15 protein-coding genes are annotated in these 16,769 nt (G+C 71.1%); 9 read left to right on the top strand and 6 right to left on the bottom strand.

The features are described 5' to 3' along the window. Together HGCM_RS16575 and HGCM_RS02830 are read right to left on the bottom strand one after the other, a co-directional pair. A partial coding sequence (locus tag HGCM_RS16575) for an AfsR/SARP family transcriptional regulator (RefSeq protein WP_019135375.1) occupies positions 1-329 on the bottom strand: 329 nt, incomplete at its 3' end. An 89-nt stretch (positions 330-418) separates the two neighbouring features. After that, complete coding sequence (locus HGCM_RS02830; RefSeq protein WP_019135374.1) at positions 419-838, bottom strand: DUF5684 domain-containing protein; 420 nt, start codon at positions 836-838, stop codon at positions 419-421. Positions 839-1,420: 582 nt separating this feature from the next. On the opposite strand from HGCM_RS02830, the gene nrdH reads away from it, so the two are divergent. The 4 genes from nrdH (at position 1,421) to nrdF (ending at position 5,445) form a co-directional block, all read left to right on the top strand. Beyond that, entirely contained in the window at positions 1,421-1,669 is a 249-nt protein-coding gene (gene nrdH / locus HGCM_RS02825) for a glutaredoxin-like protein NrdH (protein WP_019135373.1), read from the top strand. A gap of 82 nt (positions 1,670-1,751) precedes the next feature. Beyond that, positions 1,752-2,168, top strand: coding sequence for a class Ib ribonucleoside-diphosphate reductase assembly flavoprotein NrdI (gene nrdI / locus HGCM_RS02820; RefSeq protein ID WP_019135372.1), 417 nt, complete (start codon positions 1,752-1,754; stop codon positions 2,166-2,168). Next, entirely contained in the window at positions 2,138-4,285 is a 2,148-nt protein-coding gene (nrdE, locus tag HGCM_RS02815; RefSeq protein ID WP_026075222.1) for a class 1b ribonucleoside-diphosphate reductase subunit alpha, read from the top strand. Before nrdI ends, nrdE begins: the two co-directional genes overlap by 31 nt. Before the next feature lie 179 nt (positions 4,286-4,464). Beyond that, a complete protein-coding gene (nrdF, locus tag HGCM_RS02810) occupies positions 4,465-5,445 on the top strand; it encodes a class 1b ribonucleoside-diphosphate reductase subunit beta (RefSeq protein ID WP_019135370.1) in 981 nt (326 codons plus the stop codon). Positions 5,446-5,601: 156 nt separating this feature from the next. Here the strand turns inward: nrdF and HGCM_RS02805 are convergent, their stop codons facing one another. Next, positions 5,602-6,516, bottom strand: a complete 915-nt coding sequence (locus HGCM_RS02805) for a LysR family transcriptional regulator (protein ID WP_019135369.1) — start codon at positions 6,514-6,516, stop codon at positions 5,602-5,604. A 71-nt stretch (positions 6,517-6,587) separates the two neighbouring features. Here HGCM_RS02805 and HGCM_RS02800 point away from each other — a divergent pair, with 71 nt between their 5' ends. Further along, entirely contained in the window at positions 6,588-7,490 is a 903-nt protein-coding gene (locus tag HGCM_RS02800; protein ID WP_019135368.1) for a DMT family transporter, read from the top strand. A 330-nt stretch (positions 7,491-7,820) separates the two neighbouring features. On the opposite strand, the gene HGCM_RS02790 is transcribed toward HGCM_RS02800, so the two are convergent. Continuing rightward, positions 7,821-9,215: a PP2C family protein-serine/threonine phosphatase gene (locus HGCM_RS02790; RefSeq protein WP_019135366.1), complete on the bottom strand. Its 1,395-nt coding sequence runs from the start codon at positions 9,213-9,215 to the stop codon at positions 7,821-7,823. 155 nt (positions 9,216-9,370) lie between these two features. Beyond that, positions 9,371-10,375 (bottom strand): LacI family DNA-binding transcriptional regulator, encoded by a 1,005-nt coding sequence (locus HGCM_RS02785; RefSeq protein WP_019135365.1) that lies wholly within the window; start codon positions 10,373-10,375, stop codon positions 9,371-9,373. Positions 10,376-10,633: 258 nt separating this feature from the next. On the opposite strand from HGCM_RS02785, the gene HGCM_RS02780 reads away from it, so the two are divergent. The 4 genes from HGCM_RS02780 (at position 10,634) to HGCM_RS02765 (ending at position 16,322) form a co-directional block, all read left to right on the top strand. Next, positions 10,634-11,941 (top strand): ABC transporter substrate-binding protein, encoded by a 1,308-nt coding sequence (locus tag HGCM_RS02780; RefSeq protein ID WP_019135364.1) that lies wholly within the window; start codon positions 10,634-10,636, stop codon positions 11,939-11,941. Positions 11,942-11,954: 13 nt separating this feature from the next. Next, a complete protein-coding gene (locus HGCM_RS02775; RefSeq protein WP_019135363.1) occupies positions 11,955-12,962 on the top strand; it encodes a carbohydrate ABC transporter permease in 1,008 nt (335 codons plus the stop codon). Next, the gene (locus HGCM_RS02770) at positions 12,962-13,846 is read left to right on the top strand and encodes a carbohydrate ABC transporter permease (protein WP_019135362.1); all 885 of its coding nucleotides are present in this window, start codon (positions 12,962-12,964) and stop codon (positions 13,844-13,846) included. Before HGCM_RS02775 ends, HGCM_RS02770 begins: the two co-directional genes overlap by 1 nt. 100 nt (positions 13,847-13,946) lie before the next feature. Continuing rightward, positions 13,947-16,322 (top strand): beta-xylosidase/alpha-l-arabinosidase, encoded by a 2,376-nt coding sequence (locus tag HGCM_RS02765; RefSeq protein WP_051016118.1) that lies wholly within the window; start codon positions 13,947-13,949, stop codon positions 16,320-16,322. Here HGCM_RS02765 and HGCM_RS16570 read toward each other — a convergent pair. Next, positions 16,309-16,755 (bottom strand): ArsR/SmtB family transcription factor, encoded by a 447-nt coding sequence (locus HGCM_RS16570; protein ID WP_081596350.1) that lies wholly within the window; start codon positions 16,753-16,755, stop codon positions 16,309-16,311. The genes HGCM_RS02765 and HGCM_RS16570 overlap by 14 nt on opposite strands. Between the last annotated feature and the right edge of the window lie 14 nt (positions 16,756-16,769).

Here is a 16,769-nt window from a genome sequence, read left to right as displayed (position 1 = left end):
GCGCGGGGGTCGCTCGCCAGCGCGGCGCGGGCGTCCGCGACGAGGCGCCGGGCGCGCGCGGAGTCGACGTCGAGCCCGTCGCCGCGCAGCCGGTAGCCGCCCGGGGTCGCCTCCACGTCGAGGCCGAGCCGGCGCACGCGCGAGACCAGGGCCTGCACCGCGCCGGCTGCGTCGTCGGGCGGGTCGCCGTCCCAGACGTCGTCGACGAGCGTCGTCGTCGGGACCGGCCGTCCGGCGTTCTCGACCAGCGCGCGCACGACGGCGGCCAGACGCTCCCCCCGCACGGGGCGGCCGTCGACCGTCAGCTCGGCGAGCGTCGTGATCCGCACCGGCACAGCATCCCGCACCGGACGGACGACGGGCGGGTGCCCCGCGACGCGGAGCACCCGCCCGTGCGGCGGATGGGGGGAGGGGCGGCTCAGGCCGCGGCGGGCACCTGCTGGCGGACACCGCCGGGGCCGACGTACGGGTTGCCGTCGTAGCTGAGGACGAACAGGAAGATGATCGACAGGAAGATGAGGCCGACCGCGAAGCCCGTGCCGTGGCCGAACGACTTCGACAGCTCGATCGCGACGATGATCCAGACGACGATGTTGACGATCGGGATCAGCGCGAGGAGGAACCACCACCACGGCTTGCCCGCGATCTTCAGCAGGACGATCGAGTTGTAGACCGGCACGAAGGCGGCCCAGGCGGGCTCCCCGGCCTTCTTGAACGCCCCGAAGAGGGCGAAGGCGGCGATCAGGTAGCCGATCACGCCGCTGATGAAGCCCCCGGTGCCCGCCGCGGCGGCGGCGGTGGGGTCGACGTCGGTGGTGAGTGCGAGAAGCGTCTGCATGGCGCGAAGGTAGTGGTCCGGCGGCGCTCCGCGGGCCGTTTTCCCGCGGCGACTCGCCGTGGTCGGCCGCCGTACGCCCGGCCGCCGCGACGAGGTCACCCGGACGAGGTCCTGCGCGGCGACGACGGGAGCCCGGCGGAGCCGCGAGGGGACGGGCCCGCGGGGCCCGACCGGGCACTTCGGGACGGATCGGACACGGCCGCTGTGGACGTCCCTGGGGACATCTCGCGGCTCCCTGTGGACGCCCCTGTGGCCACCGCCCCGGCGTGTCGCTGGACACCGCGCAACCCTGCACGTCAGGGGCTCGTGTCGGTACCCACAGGTAGTGTGCGAAGAGACGCACAGGGTGAAAAACGACACGGATGTAACACAAGACCTAGTGGTCGGTTGCGGTGTCAGACACTAGGTGTAGTGTTCCAACCACGCCGCTCGACGAGACCTGAACGAGGCTCGAAGCGGGTGTCCGAAGGCCCGGGAGGGCCCGTCGGAGGCCCTCTCGGACAACCGTCGGCGAGCGGCTCGCAGGGCCTTCCGAGGCCCTCGGGGGACCTCACAGGCGACGCACTCAGCGGGAGAACGACGATGGCGATCACGGTCTACAGCAAGCCGGCGTGCGTGCAGTGCAACGCGACGTACCGCGCGCTCGACAAGCTGGGTGCCGACTACACGGTCGTGGACATCAGCGAGGACGCCGACGCTCGGGACTACGTCATGTCGCTCGGCCACCTCCAGGCGCCGGTCGTCATCGTCGACGGCGAGCACTGGTCGGGCTACCGCCCCGACCGCATCAAGGCGCTGGCCGACAAGCTGGCCGTCGCGGCGACCGCCTGACACGGACGGCCCGCACCACCCGGGGCGCTGCGGCTCACGCCGGAGCGCCCCACCGCTTCACGACCGTCGGGAAGGGGGCGAGATGGCCTCGCTGGTCTACTTCTCCTCCGTCTCCGACAACACGCACCGCTTCGTGCAGAAGCTGGGTCTGCCGGCGCACCGGATCCCGCTGCGCCCCACCGACCCGTTCCTGCACGTGACGGAGCCGTACGTCCTGCTCGTCCCCACCTACGGGGGCGGCAACGAGGGCGGCGCGGTGCCTCGCCAGGTCGTGAGGTTCCTGAACGACGAGCACAACCGGTCGCTGATCAGAGGGGTCATCGCGGCCGGCAACACGAACTTCGGCGCCGCGTACTGCATCGCGGGGGACATCATCGCGGCCAAGTGCCACGTCCCCTACCTGTACGCGTTCGAGCTGATGGGCACGAGCGAGGACGTCGAGCGCGTCCGAGAGGGATTGGGACGATTGTGGCAGCGACAGTCACTGATTTCCGCGTAGACACGTCGGGCCTGGACTACCACGCCCTCAACGCCATGCTGAACCTGTACGGCGCTGACGGGAAGATCCAGTTCGACAAGGACCGCGAGGCGGCGCGCGCGTACTTCCTGCAGCACGTCAACCAGAACACGGTCTTCTTCCACGACCTCGACGAGAAGCTCGACTACCTCGTCGCGAACAAGTACTACGAGCCGGGCGTGCTCGACCAGTACGACCGCAGCTTCGTGAAGTCGCTGTTCGACTACGCGTACTCGAAGAAGTTCCGCTTCCAGACGTTCCTGGGCGCCTTCAAGTACTACACGTCGTACACGCTGAAGACGTTCGACGGGAAGCGGTACCTCGAGCGCTTCGAGGACCGCGTCTGCATGGTCGCGCTCGCGCTGGCCGAGGGGAACGAGGACTTCGCGACGTCGCTCGTCGACGAGATCATCTCGGGCCGCTTCCAGCCGGCCACCCCGACCTTCCTCAACCTCGGCAAGGCGCAGCGCGGCGAGCCCGTCTCCTGCTTCCTGCTGCGCATCGAGGACAACATGGAGTCGATCGCGCGGGGCATCAACTCCGCGCTGCAGCTGTCGAAGCGCGGCGGCGGCGTCGCGCTCCTGCTCTCGAACATCCGCGAGCACGGCGCGCCGATCAAGCACATCGAGAACCAGAGCTCGGGCGTCATCCCCGTCATGAAGCTCCTCGAGGACTCGTTCTCCTACGCCAACCAGCTCGGCGCGCGCCAGGGCGCGGGCGCGGTGTACCTGCACGCGCACCACCCGGACATCTACCGCTTCCTCGACACCAAGCGCGAGAACGCCGACGAGAAGATCCGCATCAAGACGCTCTCGCTGGGCGTCGTCATCCCCGACATCACGTTCGAGCTCGCGAAGAAGAACGAGCCGATGTACCTCTTCTCGCCGTACGACGTCGAGCGGGTGTACGGCGTGCCGTTCGCCGACGTGGACGTCAGCGAGAAGTACTACGAGATGGTCGACAACGCGGAGATCCGCAAGACGAAGATCAACGCGCGCGAGTTCTTCCAGACCCTCGCGGAGATCCAGTTCGAGTCGGGCTACCCGTACGTCGTGTTCGAGGACACGGTGAACCGGGCCAACCCGATCAAGGGCAAGATCACGCACTCGAACCTGTGCTCGGAGATCCTGCAGGTCTCGACGCCGTCGACCTTCAACGAGGACCTCTCGTACAAGGAGATCGGCCGCGACATCTCCTGCAACCTCGGCTCGATGAACATCGCCCTGGCGATGGACGGCGGCGACCTGGGCCGCAGCGTCGAGGTCGCGATCCGCGCGCTCACCGCCGTCTCCGACCAGACGAGCATCGAGTCGGTGCCCTCGGTGAAGAAGGCCAACGCGTCCGGCCACGCGATCGGCCTCGGGCAGATGAACCTGCACGGCTACCTCGCCCGCGAGCACATCTTCTACGGCTCCGACGAGGGGCTCGACTTCACGAACATCTACTTCTACACGGTGGCGTTCCACGCCATCCGCGCGTCGAACCTGCTCGCGAAGGAGCGGGGCCAGGCGTTCTTCGGCTTCGAGGACTCCAAGTACGCGTCGGGCGAGTACTTCGAGAAGTACATCGAGCGCACGTGGGAGCCGCGGACCGCGCGGGTCCAGCAGATGTTCGCCGAGGCCGGCATCCACATCCCCACGCAGGACGACTGGCGCGAGCTCGCCGCCTCCGTCAAGGAGCACGGCCTCTACAACCAGAACCTGCAGGCGGTCCCGCCGACCGGTTCGATCTCGTACATCAACCACTCGACGAGCTCGATCCACCCGATCGCGTCGAAGATCGAGATCCGCAAGGAAGGCAAGATCGGCCGCGTCTACTACCCGGCGCCGTTCATGACGAACGACAACCTGGAGTACTACCAGGACGCGTACGAGATCGGCTACGAGAAGATCATCGACACCTACGCCGAGGCGACGCAGCACGTCGACCAGGGCCTGTCGCTGACGCTCTTCTTCAAGGACACGGCCACCACCCGTGACCTCAACAAGGCGCAGATCTACGCCTGGAAGAAGGGGATCAAGACGATCTACTACATCCGCCTCCGCCAGCTCGCGCTGGAGGGGACGGAGGTCGAGGGCTGCGTGTCCTGCATGCTGTAGCCGTACGGGTCCGCGAGGCGCGGTGCACGCCGGCTCTGCCCGGCGGCTCCTTCGTCGCCGCTTGATGCCCACCACACCGGAGCCGGCGCGCACCGCGCCTCGCTCCGGAGGTGGGTCGCCATCCCCCTCCGGGTGGGTGGTCACACGACGCAGAACAACTGGAAGGGCAGGGCTGGGGAATGAGCCCCACCGGGAAGCTGAAGCTGATCGACCGCGTGTCGGCGATCAACTGGAACCGGCTCGAGGACGAGAAGGACGCGGAGGTCTGGGACCGTCTCGTCGGCAACTTCTGGCTGCCCGAGAAGGTGCCGGTCTCGAACGACGTGCAGTCGTGGGCGACGCTCACGCCGGAGGAGAAGACGCTCACGATGCGCGTCTTCACCGGCCTGACGCTGCTGGACACGATCCAGGGCACGGTCGGCGCGGTCTCGCTCATCCCCGACGCGCTGACCCCGCACGAGGAGGCCGTCTACACGAACATCGCGTTCATGGAGTCGGTGCACGCGAAGTCGTACTCGTCGATCTTCTCGACGCTGTGCTCCACCAAGGAGATCGACGAGGCCTTCCGCTGGTCGGAGGAGAACGTCAACCTCCAGCGCAAGGCCGAGATCGTCATGGAGTACTACCGCGGCGACTCCCCGCTGAAGCGGAAGGTCGCGAGCACGCTGCTCGAGTCGTTCCTCTTCTACTCGGGCTTCTACCTGCCCATGTACTGGTCGAGCCGCGCGAAGCTCACGAACACGGCCGACCTCATCCGCCTGATCATCCGTGACGAGGCGGTGCACGGGTACTACATCGGCTACAAGTTCCAGCGCGGGCTCGAGAAGCTGTCGCCCGAGGAGCGCACGGAGCTCAAGGACTACACCTTCGAGCTGCTCTTCGAGCTGTACGACAACGAGGTCGAGTACACGCAGGACCTCTACGACGCCGTCGGCCTGACCGAGGACGTCAAGAAGTTCCTCCGGTACAACGCGAACAAGGCCCTCATGAACCTGGGCTACGAGGCGCTGTTCCCCAAGGACGAGACCGACGTGAACCCGGCGATCCTCTCGGCCCTGTCGCCGAACGCCGACGAGAACCACGACTTCTTCTCGGGGTCCGGCTCGTCGTACGTCATCGGCAAGGCCGTCCACACCGAGGACGACGACTGGGACTTCTGATCCTCTGACGACCAGGCCCGGCGAGTTGGACGGCTGGACGGTCCTGCACCGGGTCACGCACGGCGAGCACCCGGGTGAGGTCGCTACGAGCTGGAGGAGGGTGCCCGGTTCGTCGACTGCCGCCTGCGCCGAGGCGGGCCGACGGACGTCAGGGGGCTACTGAGGTGCGACTCGGATGCGTCGTACCGCAGCTTCGACGAGGAGCCCGACGACGCGGTCCAGTCCGGGGTCGGTGCGCATCGTCGAGCGGCGCGCTGCGCGAGTGCGACGGTGCAACGGGGTCGCGGGCCGGGCCAGGCGCACACCGTCCGGAACGGTGGCGGTGGTGAGGTCCGGAACGAGCGCGACGCCGACGCCCGCGGCCACGAGCTCGAGCTGCCCGGCGAAGTCAGTGCTTTCGGCGACGACGCGCGGCCGGAAGCCGGCCAGGCCACACGCCCGTTCGGTCATCTCGTAGCAGGTCAGATGCCGTGAAGCGGCGACCCACGGGTGGCGCTCGAGCGACGCCAGGTCGACCGTGTCGCCAGCCACTGGGTCGTCGGCTCGGATCGCGACCCAGACGGGCTCGGTCGCGACGTCGCTCGCCTCGACCCCCTCGGGGAGCGCGCGAGAGACGTTCGAGTACGAGTGCACGACAGCGAGGTCCGTCCCGCCCTCGACGAGCGCCATGAGCGCCTCCTCCGGCTCGGGCGTCGTCAGGGTGAGCTCGATGCCGCCGCCCTCGGCCGTGAGCCGGCTCCAGGCGTCGGCGACGATCGTCCGCGCTGCTGACGGGAAGGCGGCGACCCGGTAGGTGCCCGCCGCGCCGCGGCGCAGGGCGTCGACCTCGCGCTCCGCGAGGGACACGCGGTCGAGGACGTCGCGGCCGTGGGCGGCGAGCAATGTGCCAGCGGGTGTGAGCGCCAGCCGACGTCCGCGACGCTCGGTGAGCGCGATGCCGAGCTCGCGTTCGAGCGCGCGGAGCTGCATCGAGATGCCGGGGGCGGTGAGTCGTAGTTCGTCAGCCACCGCGGCGACCGTGCCGAGCCGGTCGAGGGCGGCAAGCATGCGAAGCTTGCGCACGTCGATCATCAACCCAACTTACGCCTTGCGTCACAAACATTCAGTTGTCTTTCCACATCGCGGCCACCACGCTGGACGGCGTGAGACTCGACCGTGCCGCCCTCGCTGGACTCGCCGTCGTCCTGCTGTGGGCGAGCGCGTTCCCCGCGATCCAGGTCGCGGCCCCCGATCTCGGCGCCGTCGGCCTCTCGGTCGTCCGGCTGGTCGTCGCAACCGTCGCGCTCCTGCTCCTGGCGACAGTCCGACGGGTGCGGTTCCCGTCGGTGCGCGAGCTCGGGTGGATCGTCGCCGCGGGGTTCTTCGGGATGACCGCCTACCAGCTGCTGCTCAACGTGAGCGAGCTGCACGTGCCGGCGGGGACGGCGAGCATCATCGTGTCGGCGGCGCCACTCGTGTCGGTCGCCGTCGCACGCGCGCTGTTCCAGGAGCCGGTCACCCGGACCACCATGGTCGGCAGCGCGGTGGCGTTCGCAGGGGTGGTGGTCGTGTGCCTGTCGCGCGCAGGTGTCTCGCTGTCGACGGCGGTCTGGGTCGTGGTCGCCGCCATGGTCGTGCAGGGCGTCTACCACCCTCTCCAGCGGCCGCTCTTGCGGACCCGTTCGGGACTCGAGGTCGCGACGTACACGATGGGCGCGGGCACGCTCATGACACTGCCGCTGGTGCCGCTGGGCTGGGACCAGCTCCGCGACGCGACCGTCGGGGGCTGGGTTGCGGCGGTCTACCTCGGGTTGCTGCCGTCGGCGCTCGGTTTCGTCCTGTGGGCATATGCCGTCGGCCGTCTGCCGATCGCGGCGTCGACGTCGCTGCTCTACCTGGTCCCCCCGGTCGCCGTGCTCATCGCCTGGATCTGGCTCGGGGAGGTACCGCTGCCGGCGGAAGTGCTTGGCGGCGCCATCGTGATCGCCGGGGTCGTCGTCGTGACTCAGGGACCGCGGCTCCGCGCCCGGCCCCGCTCGCGGACCGCGGCAGGCGCCGCGACCTGATGCCACCGCGCCACGATGGCGGCGGGCGTTCTGCGCCCCCGGCCGTCAGCGGTCCGACACTCACGGCTCGGCATCGCGACGGGCCAGTGGCTGAAGGTAGCGCAGGAGCACGTCGACGTTGACGTGGCCGGCGAAGGCAGTTCCGCCACGTGTACCCCCTCGACGCGCCGGGACTGCCACGTGGGTCAGCCCGCCAGCACTCGACCTTCCTCGAGAGGCGTCCCGCGTCAGCACAACCGTTGACCGGGGACATCGTCGACGACGAACTCAGAGAAGACCGGCACGTCACAGCTGCTCACGCGGTGCCGGGCCTCGTCGTCGGTGCGCCGGTCAGCCACCCGCGCCGTCCGCGCCCAGACGCGTTGCCGGATCGGCCGGTGCGTCCGGGGCGGTGCGCTGCGGGCCGGCCTCGGCCGGGCGCGGCCGGTCCTGGAGGTGGAGGCGGACGCCGAGCAGGGCGATGTCGTCCTCGCCGGTCGCCGCCGGCACGGTGCTGAGGACGCTCTCGCACAACGCCTCCAGCGTGAGGGCCGCCGCGTGCTCGAGCGCGTCGCGCAGGTCGTCGATCCCCTGCCGCAGCGGCCGGGCGCGGGACTCGACGAGGCCGTCGGTGTAGAGCATGAGGGTGCTGCCCCGCTCGAGCGTCGTCTCGCTGTCGGTGCGCGGCGCGTCGGGGGACAGGCCGATGAGCGGGCCCGTCCCCGTCATCGGCAGCGTGCGCGCCGAGCCGGCGGGGTCGACCACGAGCGGCGGCGGGTGGCCCGCGCTGGACCAGCGCAGACGGGTCACCCCGTCCTGCATCTCCTGCTCGGTCTGCTCGAGCCGCGCCACCAGGAGCGTGGCCATCGCGGGGATGCGCAGGGTGCGGACCGCGGCGTCCAGGCGCTGCAGGATCTGCGCCGGCCCGTCCTCGGTGACGACGGCGATGGCCCGCAGCATCGAGCGCAGCTGCGCCATCGTCGCCGCGGCCTCGACGTCGTGGCCGACGACGTCGCCGATGACGAGGACCGTGGCCCCGCTCGGCTGCATGAACGCGTCGTACCAGTCGCCCCCGACGCGAGCCGCCTCGGCGGCCGGGCGGTACCGGACGGCGACCTCGAGGTGGTCGGGCTCGACGGGAGCGCTGAGCAGGTGCTTCTGGAACGTCTCGGCGACGGCGCGCTGCCTCCGGTACATCCCGGCGTTGTCGAGCACGAGGGCCGCGGCCGTGGTCACCTCGCGCAGCGTCGAGAGCTCCTCGTCGCTCAGGGGCGGACGACCCGACCCCCGGAACAGGCTCAGCGCGCCGAGCGTGCGGCCGCGGCTGACGAGCGGTGCCACGACGACGGACGAAGGTGCGAGCCGGCCCAGCAGCTCGGACGCCTCGCCCGGCCGCAGGATGCCCTGGATCGCGGCGGTCGCGCCCTCGCGGACCTGCACCGGCTCGCCGCTGAGCAGCGCCCGCGAGAGGAAGGAGTGCTCCGTCAGTGCGGCGATCCGGGTGGCGGCGTACCGCCGCACCAGCTTCCGCTGCGCGGGGTCCGCGTGCCACGCGCCGATGTCCCGCAGGCCGCGCAGAGGCTGCGCGGCCAGCGGCTCGTCGTGCTCGATGAGCGTGAGGACGCACCAGTCGGCCATGGCCGGCACCAGCAGGCGCGTGAACCGTGCGGCCGCCTCCTCCGCGTTCATCGTCGCGGCGAGCTGCAGGGTGACGTCCGCGAGCAGCGAGGCTCGCAGGACCGTCACCGGAACACCGTCAGTCACCTGTGCCCCGCTCCGCGCGGTGGATGGACCGCGCCCTACCCGGCGCTCGGCTGCACCAGCCCCCAACATAGGCCGCCGACCAGCACGAACGGCAGGACCCGCCGTGTGACCTCGGCCGTCCCGCGCGTCGGCGGGCCTCAGCGTGCCGGGGGAGCGGTGGAGGCCCGGACGACGAGCCGGGTGGGGAGCCGCTCGTGCGGCGTCCTGCCGGCGTCGGGCGCGCCGTCGAGCAGGCCCAGGAGCAGCCGCACCGCGGTGGCGCCGAGCTGCTGGATCTCCTGCCGGACCGTCGTCAGGGGCGGCGTGGTCGACGCGGACTCCGGGATGTCGTCGAAGCCGACGACGGAGAGCTCGTCGGGCACGCGCACGCCCAGGCGCGCCGCCGCGTCCAGGATGCCCATCGCCGAGACGTCGTTCGCCGCGAAGACGGCGGTCGGCGGGTCGGGCAGCGCGAGGAGCGCGGCGGTGGCGGCCTCGGCGGCGTCCCGGCGGTAGCCGGCCCCGCGCATGAGGGCGGGGTCGGGCGTGATGCCGGCGTCGAGCAGCGCCTGGACGTAGCCGGCCTCGCGGAGCACGGACGACTCCAGGTCCCGCCGGCCGCCGAGGAACCCGATGCGGCGGTGCCCCAGGTCGAGGAGGTGCTGCACGCCCAGCACGGCGCCGGTGAGGTTGTCGGAGTCGACCGTCGGCATCACCCCCGGGCCCGTGTGCGGGTCGACCGCGACCACGGGCACGGTCCCCGGGGGGTTGTCGAGCGTGGGGGTGGCCAGCACCGCGCCGTCGATGAGCGTGCCGCCGAGACGGGACAGGTAGCGCCGCTCCCAGCCCTGCGGGCCGGCGTCCGCGTCGGTGTAGGCGAGGACGGCGTAGCCGGTGCCGGCCACCGCCGCGCCCGCGCCCTTGAGGATCTCGGTGCTGAACGGCTCGAACTCGGCGACGAGCACGCCGATCGCGTGCGTGCGGTGCGTCCGCATGCCGCGCGCCACGAGGCTGGACTCGTACCCGAGCCGCTCGACGACGCCCTGGACGTGGGTGGCCGTCGTCGCGGCGATGCCGTCGCGGCCGTTGATCACCTTCGAGACCGTGGCGACCGAGACCCCGGCCTCGGCGGCGACGTCGGCGATCGTGACCCGGCGGTTCATGGGACGTGATGGTACGCCGCAAACGATGTCGATAACGTTACCGACCCGAGACCCGCGGAAGCGCTTCGAAGCGTCGGGCGCGCGCTGCGAGTGTCCAGAAATCCGCGTGATCATCGGTCTGGCGCGCGCAAGACGGCTGGTCACGGCCGGTCTCGAACCGAAACGAAACCGTTATCGATACCGATTGACACCTGGCCGGTCCGGTGGCGAGACTTCCGGGTGTCCGAGGGTCGATGACGACGTAAGGAGACTTCAGCGATGAAGAAGCGAATCCTCAGCGGGCTCGCTCTGGGTGCCTCCGTGGCCCTGCTGGCCACGGCGTGCAGCACCAGCGAGGAGCCGGGCGGCTCGGGGAGCGGCGGCACCGGCGGCGAGAAGGTCACGCTGACGGTGTGGGAGAACAACACGGCCGGTGAGAAGGGCCCCAAGTTCTGGGCAGACACCAAGGCGGCCTTCGAGAAGGACCACCCGAACGTCACGATCGAGATCGTGCCGGTGCCGAACGAGGACCTCGACGGCAAGCTCCAGACCGCGATGAACGGCGGCAACCCGCCGGACGTGTTCCTGCAGCGCGGTGGCGGCAAGCTCGCCGAGATGGTCGCCGCGGGGATGGTCGCGGACATCACCGACGCGATCGACGCGCCCGACATCCCCGAGGGTGCGTTCGGCGCGGGCACGCTGAACGGCAAGCGCTACTCGATGCCGATGTCCGTCCAGCCGGGCGGCCTCTGGTACTCGAAGGACCTGTTCAAGGAGGCGGGCATCGACGCCCCGCCCACGACGTGGCCCGAGTTCACCGACGCGGTGACGAAGCTGCAGGACGCGGGCATCACGCCCGTGGCCCTCGGCGCCAAGGACGCGTGGCCGGCGGCGCACTGGTTCTACTGGTTCGCGCTGCGCCAGTGCTCGTCCGACACCCTGGAGAAGGCCTCGAACGACGCCGACCTCTCCGACCCGTGCTTCCTCAAGGCGGGCGAGCTGCTGCAGGAGTTCTCGAAGACGAACCCGTTCCAGGACGGCTTCCTGACGACCCCCGCGCAGAACACCCCGGACTCGTCCGACGGTCTGATGGCGCAGCACAAGGCCGCCATGCAGCTCATGGGCTCGTGGGAGCCCGGGACGGTCGGCTCGCTGACCGAGAGCGGTGACCCGCTGCCGGACATGGGCTTCTTCCCGTTCCCGGAGATCGAGGGCGGCCAGGGCCAGCCCGGTTCGATGATGGGCGGCATGGACGCGTTCTCGTGCTCGTCCAAGGCCGAGATGCCCGCGTGCACCGACTTCCTGAACTTCCTGGGGAGCGCGTCGGTCCAGGCCGGCTTCGCCACGGCGAACAGCGCCATCCCGGCGTCGTCGGCGCAGGAGGCGCAGGCCACGGTCACGCTGCCCGCGCTGCAGGAGGCTCTCGCGGCCTACGGCAAGGCGCCGTACGTCTCGATGTGGCTCGACACCCGTCTCGGCCAGAACATCGGCAACGCCCTGAACACGGGCATCGTCGACATGCTCGCCGGCAAGGGCAGCCCGCAGGCCATCATCGACGGCGCGAACGCCGCCGCCGCGAAGGGCTGAACCGGTCGAGCTCATGAGTGCTTCCGCACGCGAGAACCTCACCACCTCGCCGGCGGACCTCTCCACGGGCGGGGGCAGCGCCGCGGCGCTGCCCCCGCGCCCGGCCCGGCGGCGTCGCAGCCGCGGCGGCTGGAAGGCCCGTGCGGAGATCCTGGCGCTGTCCGCGCCCGCCGTCGTCGTCTTCGTGACGTTCGTGATCCTGCCCGTGATCCTGGCCGGCTACTACGGCTTCTTCCGGTGGAAGGGCTACGGCCCGCCCACCGAGTTCATCGGCCTGCGCAACTACGTGGTGATCTTCGAGGACCCCGCGTTCCGGTCGGCGCTGACCAACAACGTCAAGATCCTCGTGCTCTCGCTGGTGATGCAGGGGCCGATCGCGGTCGCGTTCGCGCTGCTGCTCAACAAGAAGATGCGCGGGCAGTCCCTGATCCGCGTCCTGATCTTCGTGCCCTACGTGATCTCCGAGGCCGTCGCCGGCATCGGGTGGGCGATGATCCTGTCCGACCGCGGCGCGGCCAACGGCTTCCTCGCGAAGCTGGGCATCACCGGGGAGAGCTGGCTGGCGAACCCGTCCATCGCGCTGTGGACGCTGATGGTCATCCTCACCTGGAAGTACATCGGGTACGCCACGATCCTGTTCCTCGCCGGGCTGCAGGGGATCCCGGAGGAGCTCCACGAGGCCGCGTCCATCGACGGCGCCTCGTACTGGCAGACGCAGCGCTACATCGTGCTGCCGCTGCTGGGCCCGACCCTGCGCATCTGGGCGTTCCTGTCGATCATCGGCTCGCTGCAGCTGTTCGACATCGTCTACATCATCTGGGGCCAGTACATCTCCGGCACCGCCGGCGTCTCGACGATGGCGACGTACATGAACTCCAACGGCCGCCTGTCCGGCAACTTCGGCTACGGCTCGGCCGTCGCCGTCGTGATGTTCCTCATCTCGCTCGTCATCGCGCTGGTGTACCAGCGCTTCGTGCTGCGCCGTGACACGGCCGGCGCGCTCACGGAAGGGGAGGGCTGATGGCGATCGCCGCGGTCAACGCACCCACGGTCAGCGCGTGGAAGGGGCGCCCGCGCCGGCAGGAGCTCGCCTGGGGCAACCCGCTCGTCTACTTCGTGGCGCTGGTCTTCGTCGCCCTGATGATCGGGCCGGTCGCCTACATCGTCATCGGCGGGTTCCGGTCCAACGCGCAGATCGCCGCCGACCCGGCGGCGTTCCCCTCCCCGTGGCAGCTGGACTCCTACGTCCGCGTGCTCGGCAACGAGCGCTTCTGGGTCGCGTTCGTCAACTCGGTGATCTCCGCCCTGGCGACGACGGTCGGGGTGGTCGCGCTCGGGCTCATGGTGAGCTTCGTCCTCGCGCGCTACCGCTTCCGGGGCAGCGCCGCGCTGTACGCGCTGTTCGCGGCGGGGCTGATGTTCCCGATCACGGTCGCGATCACGCCGCTGTACATCCTGATCCGCTCGCTCGGCCTGATGGACAGCCTCGTCGGCGTGATCCTGCCGCAGATCGCCTTCGGCCTGCCGACCACCGTGATCATCCTCGTGCCGTTCCTGCGCGCCATCCCGGACGAGATCCAGGAGGCCGCCGAGATCGACGGCTGCGGGCGGATGGGGTTCTTCTTCCGCATGGTGCTGCCGCTGTCGATGCCGGGTGTCATCACCGTCGGCATCCTCGCGTTCATCGGCGCGTGGAACTCCTACATGCTCCCGCTGTACGTCCTCAACGACCAGCGCTCGGTCACCCTGCCGCTCGCGGTGCAGCAGCTCGCCTCGGGGCAGTTCTCGACCGACACCTCGCTGATCCTCGCCGCGACGTCGCTGGCGATGCTGCCGGCGCTGGCGTTCTTCAGCCTGTTCGAGCGCCGCATCGTCGGCGGCCTGACGGGTGCCGTCAAGGGCTGACCGCCCGCCCTCCCTGCCTCCCCGTGTGATGCCTGAAGGAGTTCCCGTGACCGACGTCGCCGACCGGACCGCTGCCTCGAGCGAGGCGCCGGTGGCTGCCATGCCGCAGGTCTCGGAGCGCGTCCGCGCTCTGCACGCGCGCATGACGCTCGACGAGAAGCTCGCCCAGCTGGTCGGGTACTGGCTCGACCAGAACGGGACCGTGGCGCCGATGCAGTCCGAGATGGCTGCCGGTCAGAAGGACTCCGGCCAGCTCCCGGAGATCACGAAGCACGGGATGGGGCACTACACCCGGGTGTACGGGACCCGGCCGGTGGACCCCGCGGAGCGCGCGGCGTGGCTGTGGGCCGAGCAGCGCCGCCTCAAGCGGGAGACCCGGCTGGGCATCCCGGCCCTCGTGCACGAGGAGTGCCTGACCGGCCTGGCCGCCTGGCAGGCCGCGACCTACCCGACGCCGCTGGCGTGGGGCGCGTCGTTCGACCCGGAGCTCGTGGAGGAGGCGGGGCGGGCGATCGGCGAGTCGATGCGTGAGCTCGGCATCCACCAGGGGCTGGCGCCGGTCCTGGACGTCATCGGGGACCCCCGGTGGGGCCGGGTCGACGAGTGCATCGGCGAGGACCCGTACCTGGTGGGCACCGTCGGCGCGGCCTACGTCCGGGGTCTGCAGGCGGCCGGCGTCCACGCGACGCTCAAGCACTTCGTCGCGTACTCCGCCTCGACGGCCGGGCGGAACCACGCCCCGGTGAACGCCGGCCCGCGTGAGCTCGCCGACGTCTACCTGCCGCCGTTCGAGATGGCGGTCCGGGACGGCGGCGCGCGCTCGGTCATGAACTCCTACGTCGACATCGACGGGGTGCCGGTCGCCGCGAGCTCGCACCTGCTGACCGACGTCCTGCGCCGCCAGTGGGGCTTCGACGGCGTCGTGGTCGCGGACTACTTCGCGGTCGCCTTCCTCGAGGTGATGCACCGGATCGCGGCCGACCGCGGCGAGGCCGCGGCGCTCGCCCTCGAGGCGGGGATCGACATCGAGCTGCCCACCGGTGACGCCTACCTGGAGCCGCTCGCGGAGCGGGTGCGCGCGGGCCGGCTCGACGTGCGCCTCGTCGACCGCGCGGTGCTGCGGGCGCTCGCGCAGAAGGAGGAGCTGGGCCTGCTCGACCCGGACGCGTTCGAGGACGAGCCGCCGACCGACATCGACCTGGACTCGCCGCGCCACCGGCAGCTCGCCCGGCGGCTCGCGCAGGAGTCCGTCGTGCTGCTGAGCAACGACGGCATCCTGCCCCTGCGCCGGCCGGCGCGGGTCGCGGTGCTCGGCCCGAACGCCGCGCGCCCCGAGGCCCTCATGGGGTGCTACTCGTTCCCGAACCACGTGCTGGCCCACCACCCCGGCCTGCCGATCGGGTTCGAGATCCGCAGCGTGCAGGAGGCGCTCGTCGCCGCGCTCGGCGACGCGGAGGTCGCGTTCGCGGCGGGGTGCGACGTCGAGGGCGACGACACCAGCGGCTTCGCCGAGGCGGTCGCCGCCGCGTCGGACGCCGACGTCGCCGTCGTCGTGGTCGGCGACCAGGCCGGCCTGTTCGGGCGCGGGACGGTCGGCGAGGGCAACGACGTGCAGTCGCTCGAGCTGCCGGGCGTCCAGCGGGAGCTCGTGGAGGCGCTCGTCGCGACCGGCACGCCCGTCGTCATGGTGCTCATCACGGGCCGCCCGTACGCCATCGGCTGGGCGCTGGACGGCGAGGGCCCGCGCCCCGCGGCCGTGCTGCAGGCGTTCTTCCCGGGCGAGTGCGGGGGCGACGCGGTCGCCGACGTCATCACCGGTGCGGCCAACCCGTCGGGGCGGCTCCCGGTGTCGCTGCCGCGCGCGGCCGGCGCGCAGCCGTACGGGTACCTGCAGCCGGTGCTGGGCGGTCCGTCCGACGTGACGTCCACCGACCCGACGCCGGTGCGGCCGTTCGGCTTCGGCCTCTCGTACACGACGTTCGCGTACTCGGACCTCGCGGTCGACGCCACCGTGGACTCCGCCGGGCTGTTCGAGGCGGCCGTGACCGTCACCAACACCGGCGCCGTCGCCGGCTGCGACATCGTCCAGCTCTACGGACGCGACGTGCTCGGCTCGATCGTCCGGCCCGTCGCCCAGCTGCTCGGCTACGCCCGGGTCGAGCTGGCGCCGGGCGAGTCGCGGCGGGTGACGTTCCGCGTCCCCACCACCCGGCTCGCGTTCTCCGACCGCCGGGTCGTCCGGGTGGTCGAGCCCGGCGACGTGCAGGTGTGGGTCGCGTCGCACGCGCAGGCGTCCGTCGAGCACGCCGAGGTCGGCGGCACGACGGCAGGGGCGATCAGCAACAGCCGTGGGCGCGAGCGGCGCGACGTGCCGGGGACGTCGACCGACCGGGCGCTGCTCGAGGTCACCGGCGCGGTGCACGAGGTCACGGGCGCCGACCCCCGGATCGTGGAGGTGGCCGTCACCCCGGTGTGACGTCGCCGGAGTCGGCGTTCGCCGGGGTCGTGCGGCTCGCCGGCCCGTGCGGTGCGGGCTCGAGCCGCGCGAGCAGGTCGACCGCGGCGCGCGCGTACGCGCCGATCCACCGGTCGTGCAGGCGCTTGATGGGCAGCGGCGCGAGCGTGAGCACGCGCGCGCGCCCGACCTTGCGCCCGGTCACGAGCTCCGCCTGCTCCAGCACCCGCAGGTGCTGCAGCACGGTGGTGCGGTCGAGCTCGGGGACGGCACCGCACAGCTCCCCGGTCGTCCGGGGGGCGGCCCGGAGCGCGTCGAGCATGCGCCGGCGCACGGGGGAGGCGAGCGCCTTGAACACGCGGTCGTCGTCGTCGGGCTCGTCGACGTGCTCCTCGGCCGGCTCGTCGGCGGCCGGCGCCTCACGCACCGGACTCTTGTCCCTCGCGGCATTCATGTTGTAAAACTACA

The sequence above is a fragment of the Cellulomonas massiliensis JC225 genome (assembly GCF_000312005.1).
Classification (GTDB): domain Bacteria; phylum Actinomycetota; class Actinomycetes; order Actinomycetales; family Cellulomonadaceae; genus Cellulomonas; species Cellulomonas massiliensis.
This window is presented reverse-complemented; position numbering and strand designations above follow the sequence as displayed.

Excerpts from the sequence above, each read along its gene's own strand:
- HGCM_RS02770 (WP_019135362.1), top strand. The coding sequence starts at position 12,962 with ATGGCGATCGCCGCGGTCAACGCACCCACGGTCAGCGCGTGGAAGGGG.
- nrdH (WP_019135373.1), top strand. The coding sequence starts at position 1,421 with ATGGCGATCACGGTCTACAGCAAGCCGGCGTGCGTGCAGTGCAACGCG.
- nrdI (WP_019135372.1), top strand. The coding sequence starts at position 1,752 with ATGGCCTCGCTGGTCTACTTCTCCTCCGTCTCCGACAACACGCACCGC.
- HGCM_RS02765 (WP_051016118.1), top strand. The coding sequence starts at position 13,947 with ATGCCGCAGGTCTCGGAGCGCGTCCGCGCTCTGCACGCGCGCATGACG.
- HGCM_RS02780 (WP_019135364.1), top strand. The coding sequence starts at position 10,634 with ATGAAGAAGCGAATCCTCAGCGGGCTCGCTCTGGGTGCCTCCGTGGCC.
- HGCM_RS02775 (WP_019135363.1), top strand. The coding sequence starts at position 11,955 with ATGAGTGCTTCCGCACGCGAGAACCTCACCACCTCGCCGGCGGACCTC.
- HGCM_RS02785 (WP_019135365.1), bottom strand. The coding sequence starts at position 10,375 with ATGAACCGCCGGGTCACGATCGCCGACGTCGCCGCCGAGGCCGGGGTC.
- HGCM_RS16570 (WP_081596350.1), bottom strand. The coding sequence starts at position 16,755 with ATGAATGCCGCGAGGGACAAGAGTCCGGTGCGTGAGGCGCCGGCCGCC.
- HGCM_RS02805 (WP_019135369.1), bottom strand. The coding sequence starts at position 6,516 with ATGATCGACGTGCGCAAGCTTCGCATGCTTGCCGCCCTCGACCGGCTC.
- HGCM_RS02830 (WP_019135374.1), bottom strand. The coding sequence starts at position 838 with ATGCAGACGCTTCTCGCACTCACCACCGACGTCGACCCCACCGCCGCC.
- nrdF (WP_019135370.1), top strand. The coding sequence starts at position 4,465 with ATGAGCCCCACCGGGAAGCTGAAGCTGATCGACCGCGTGTCGGCGATC.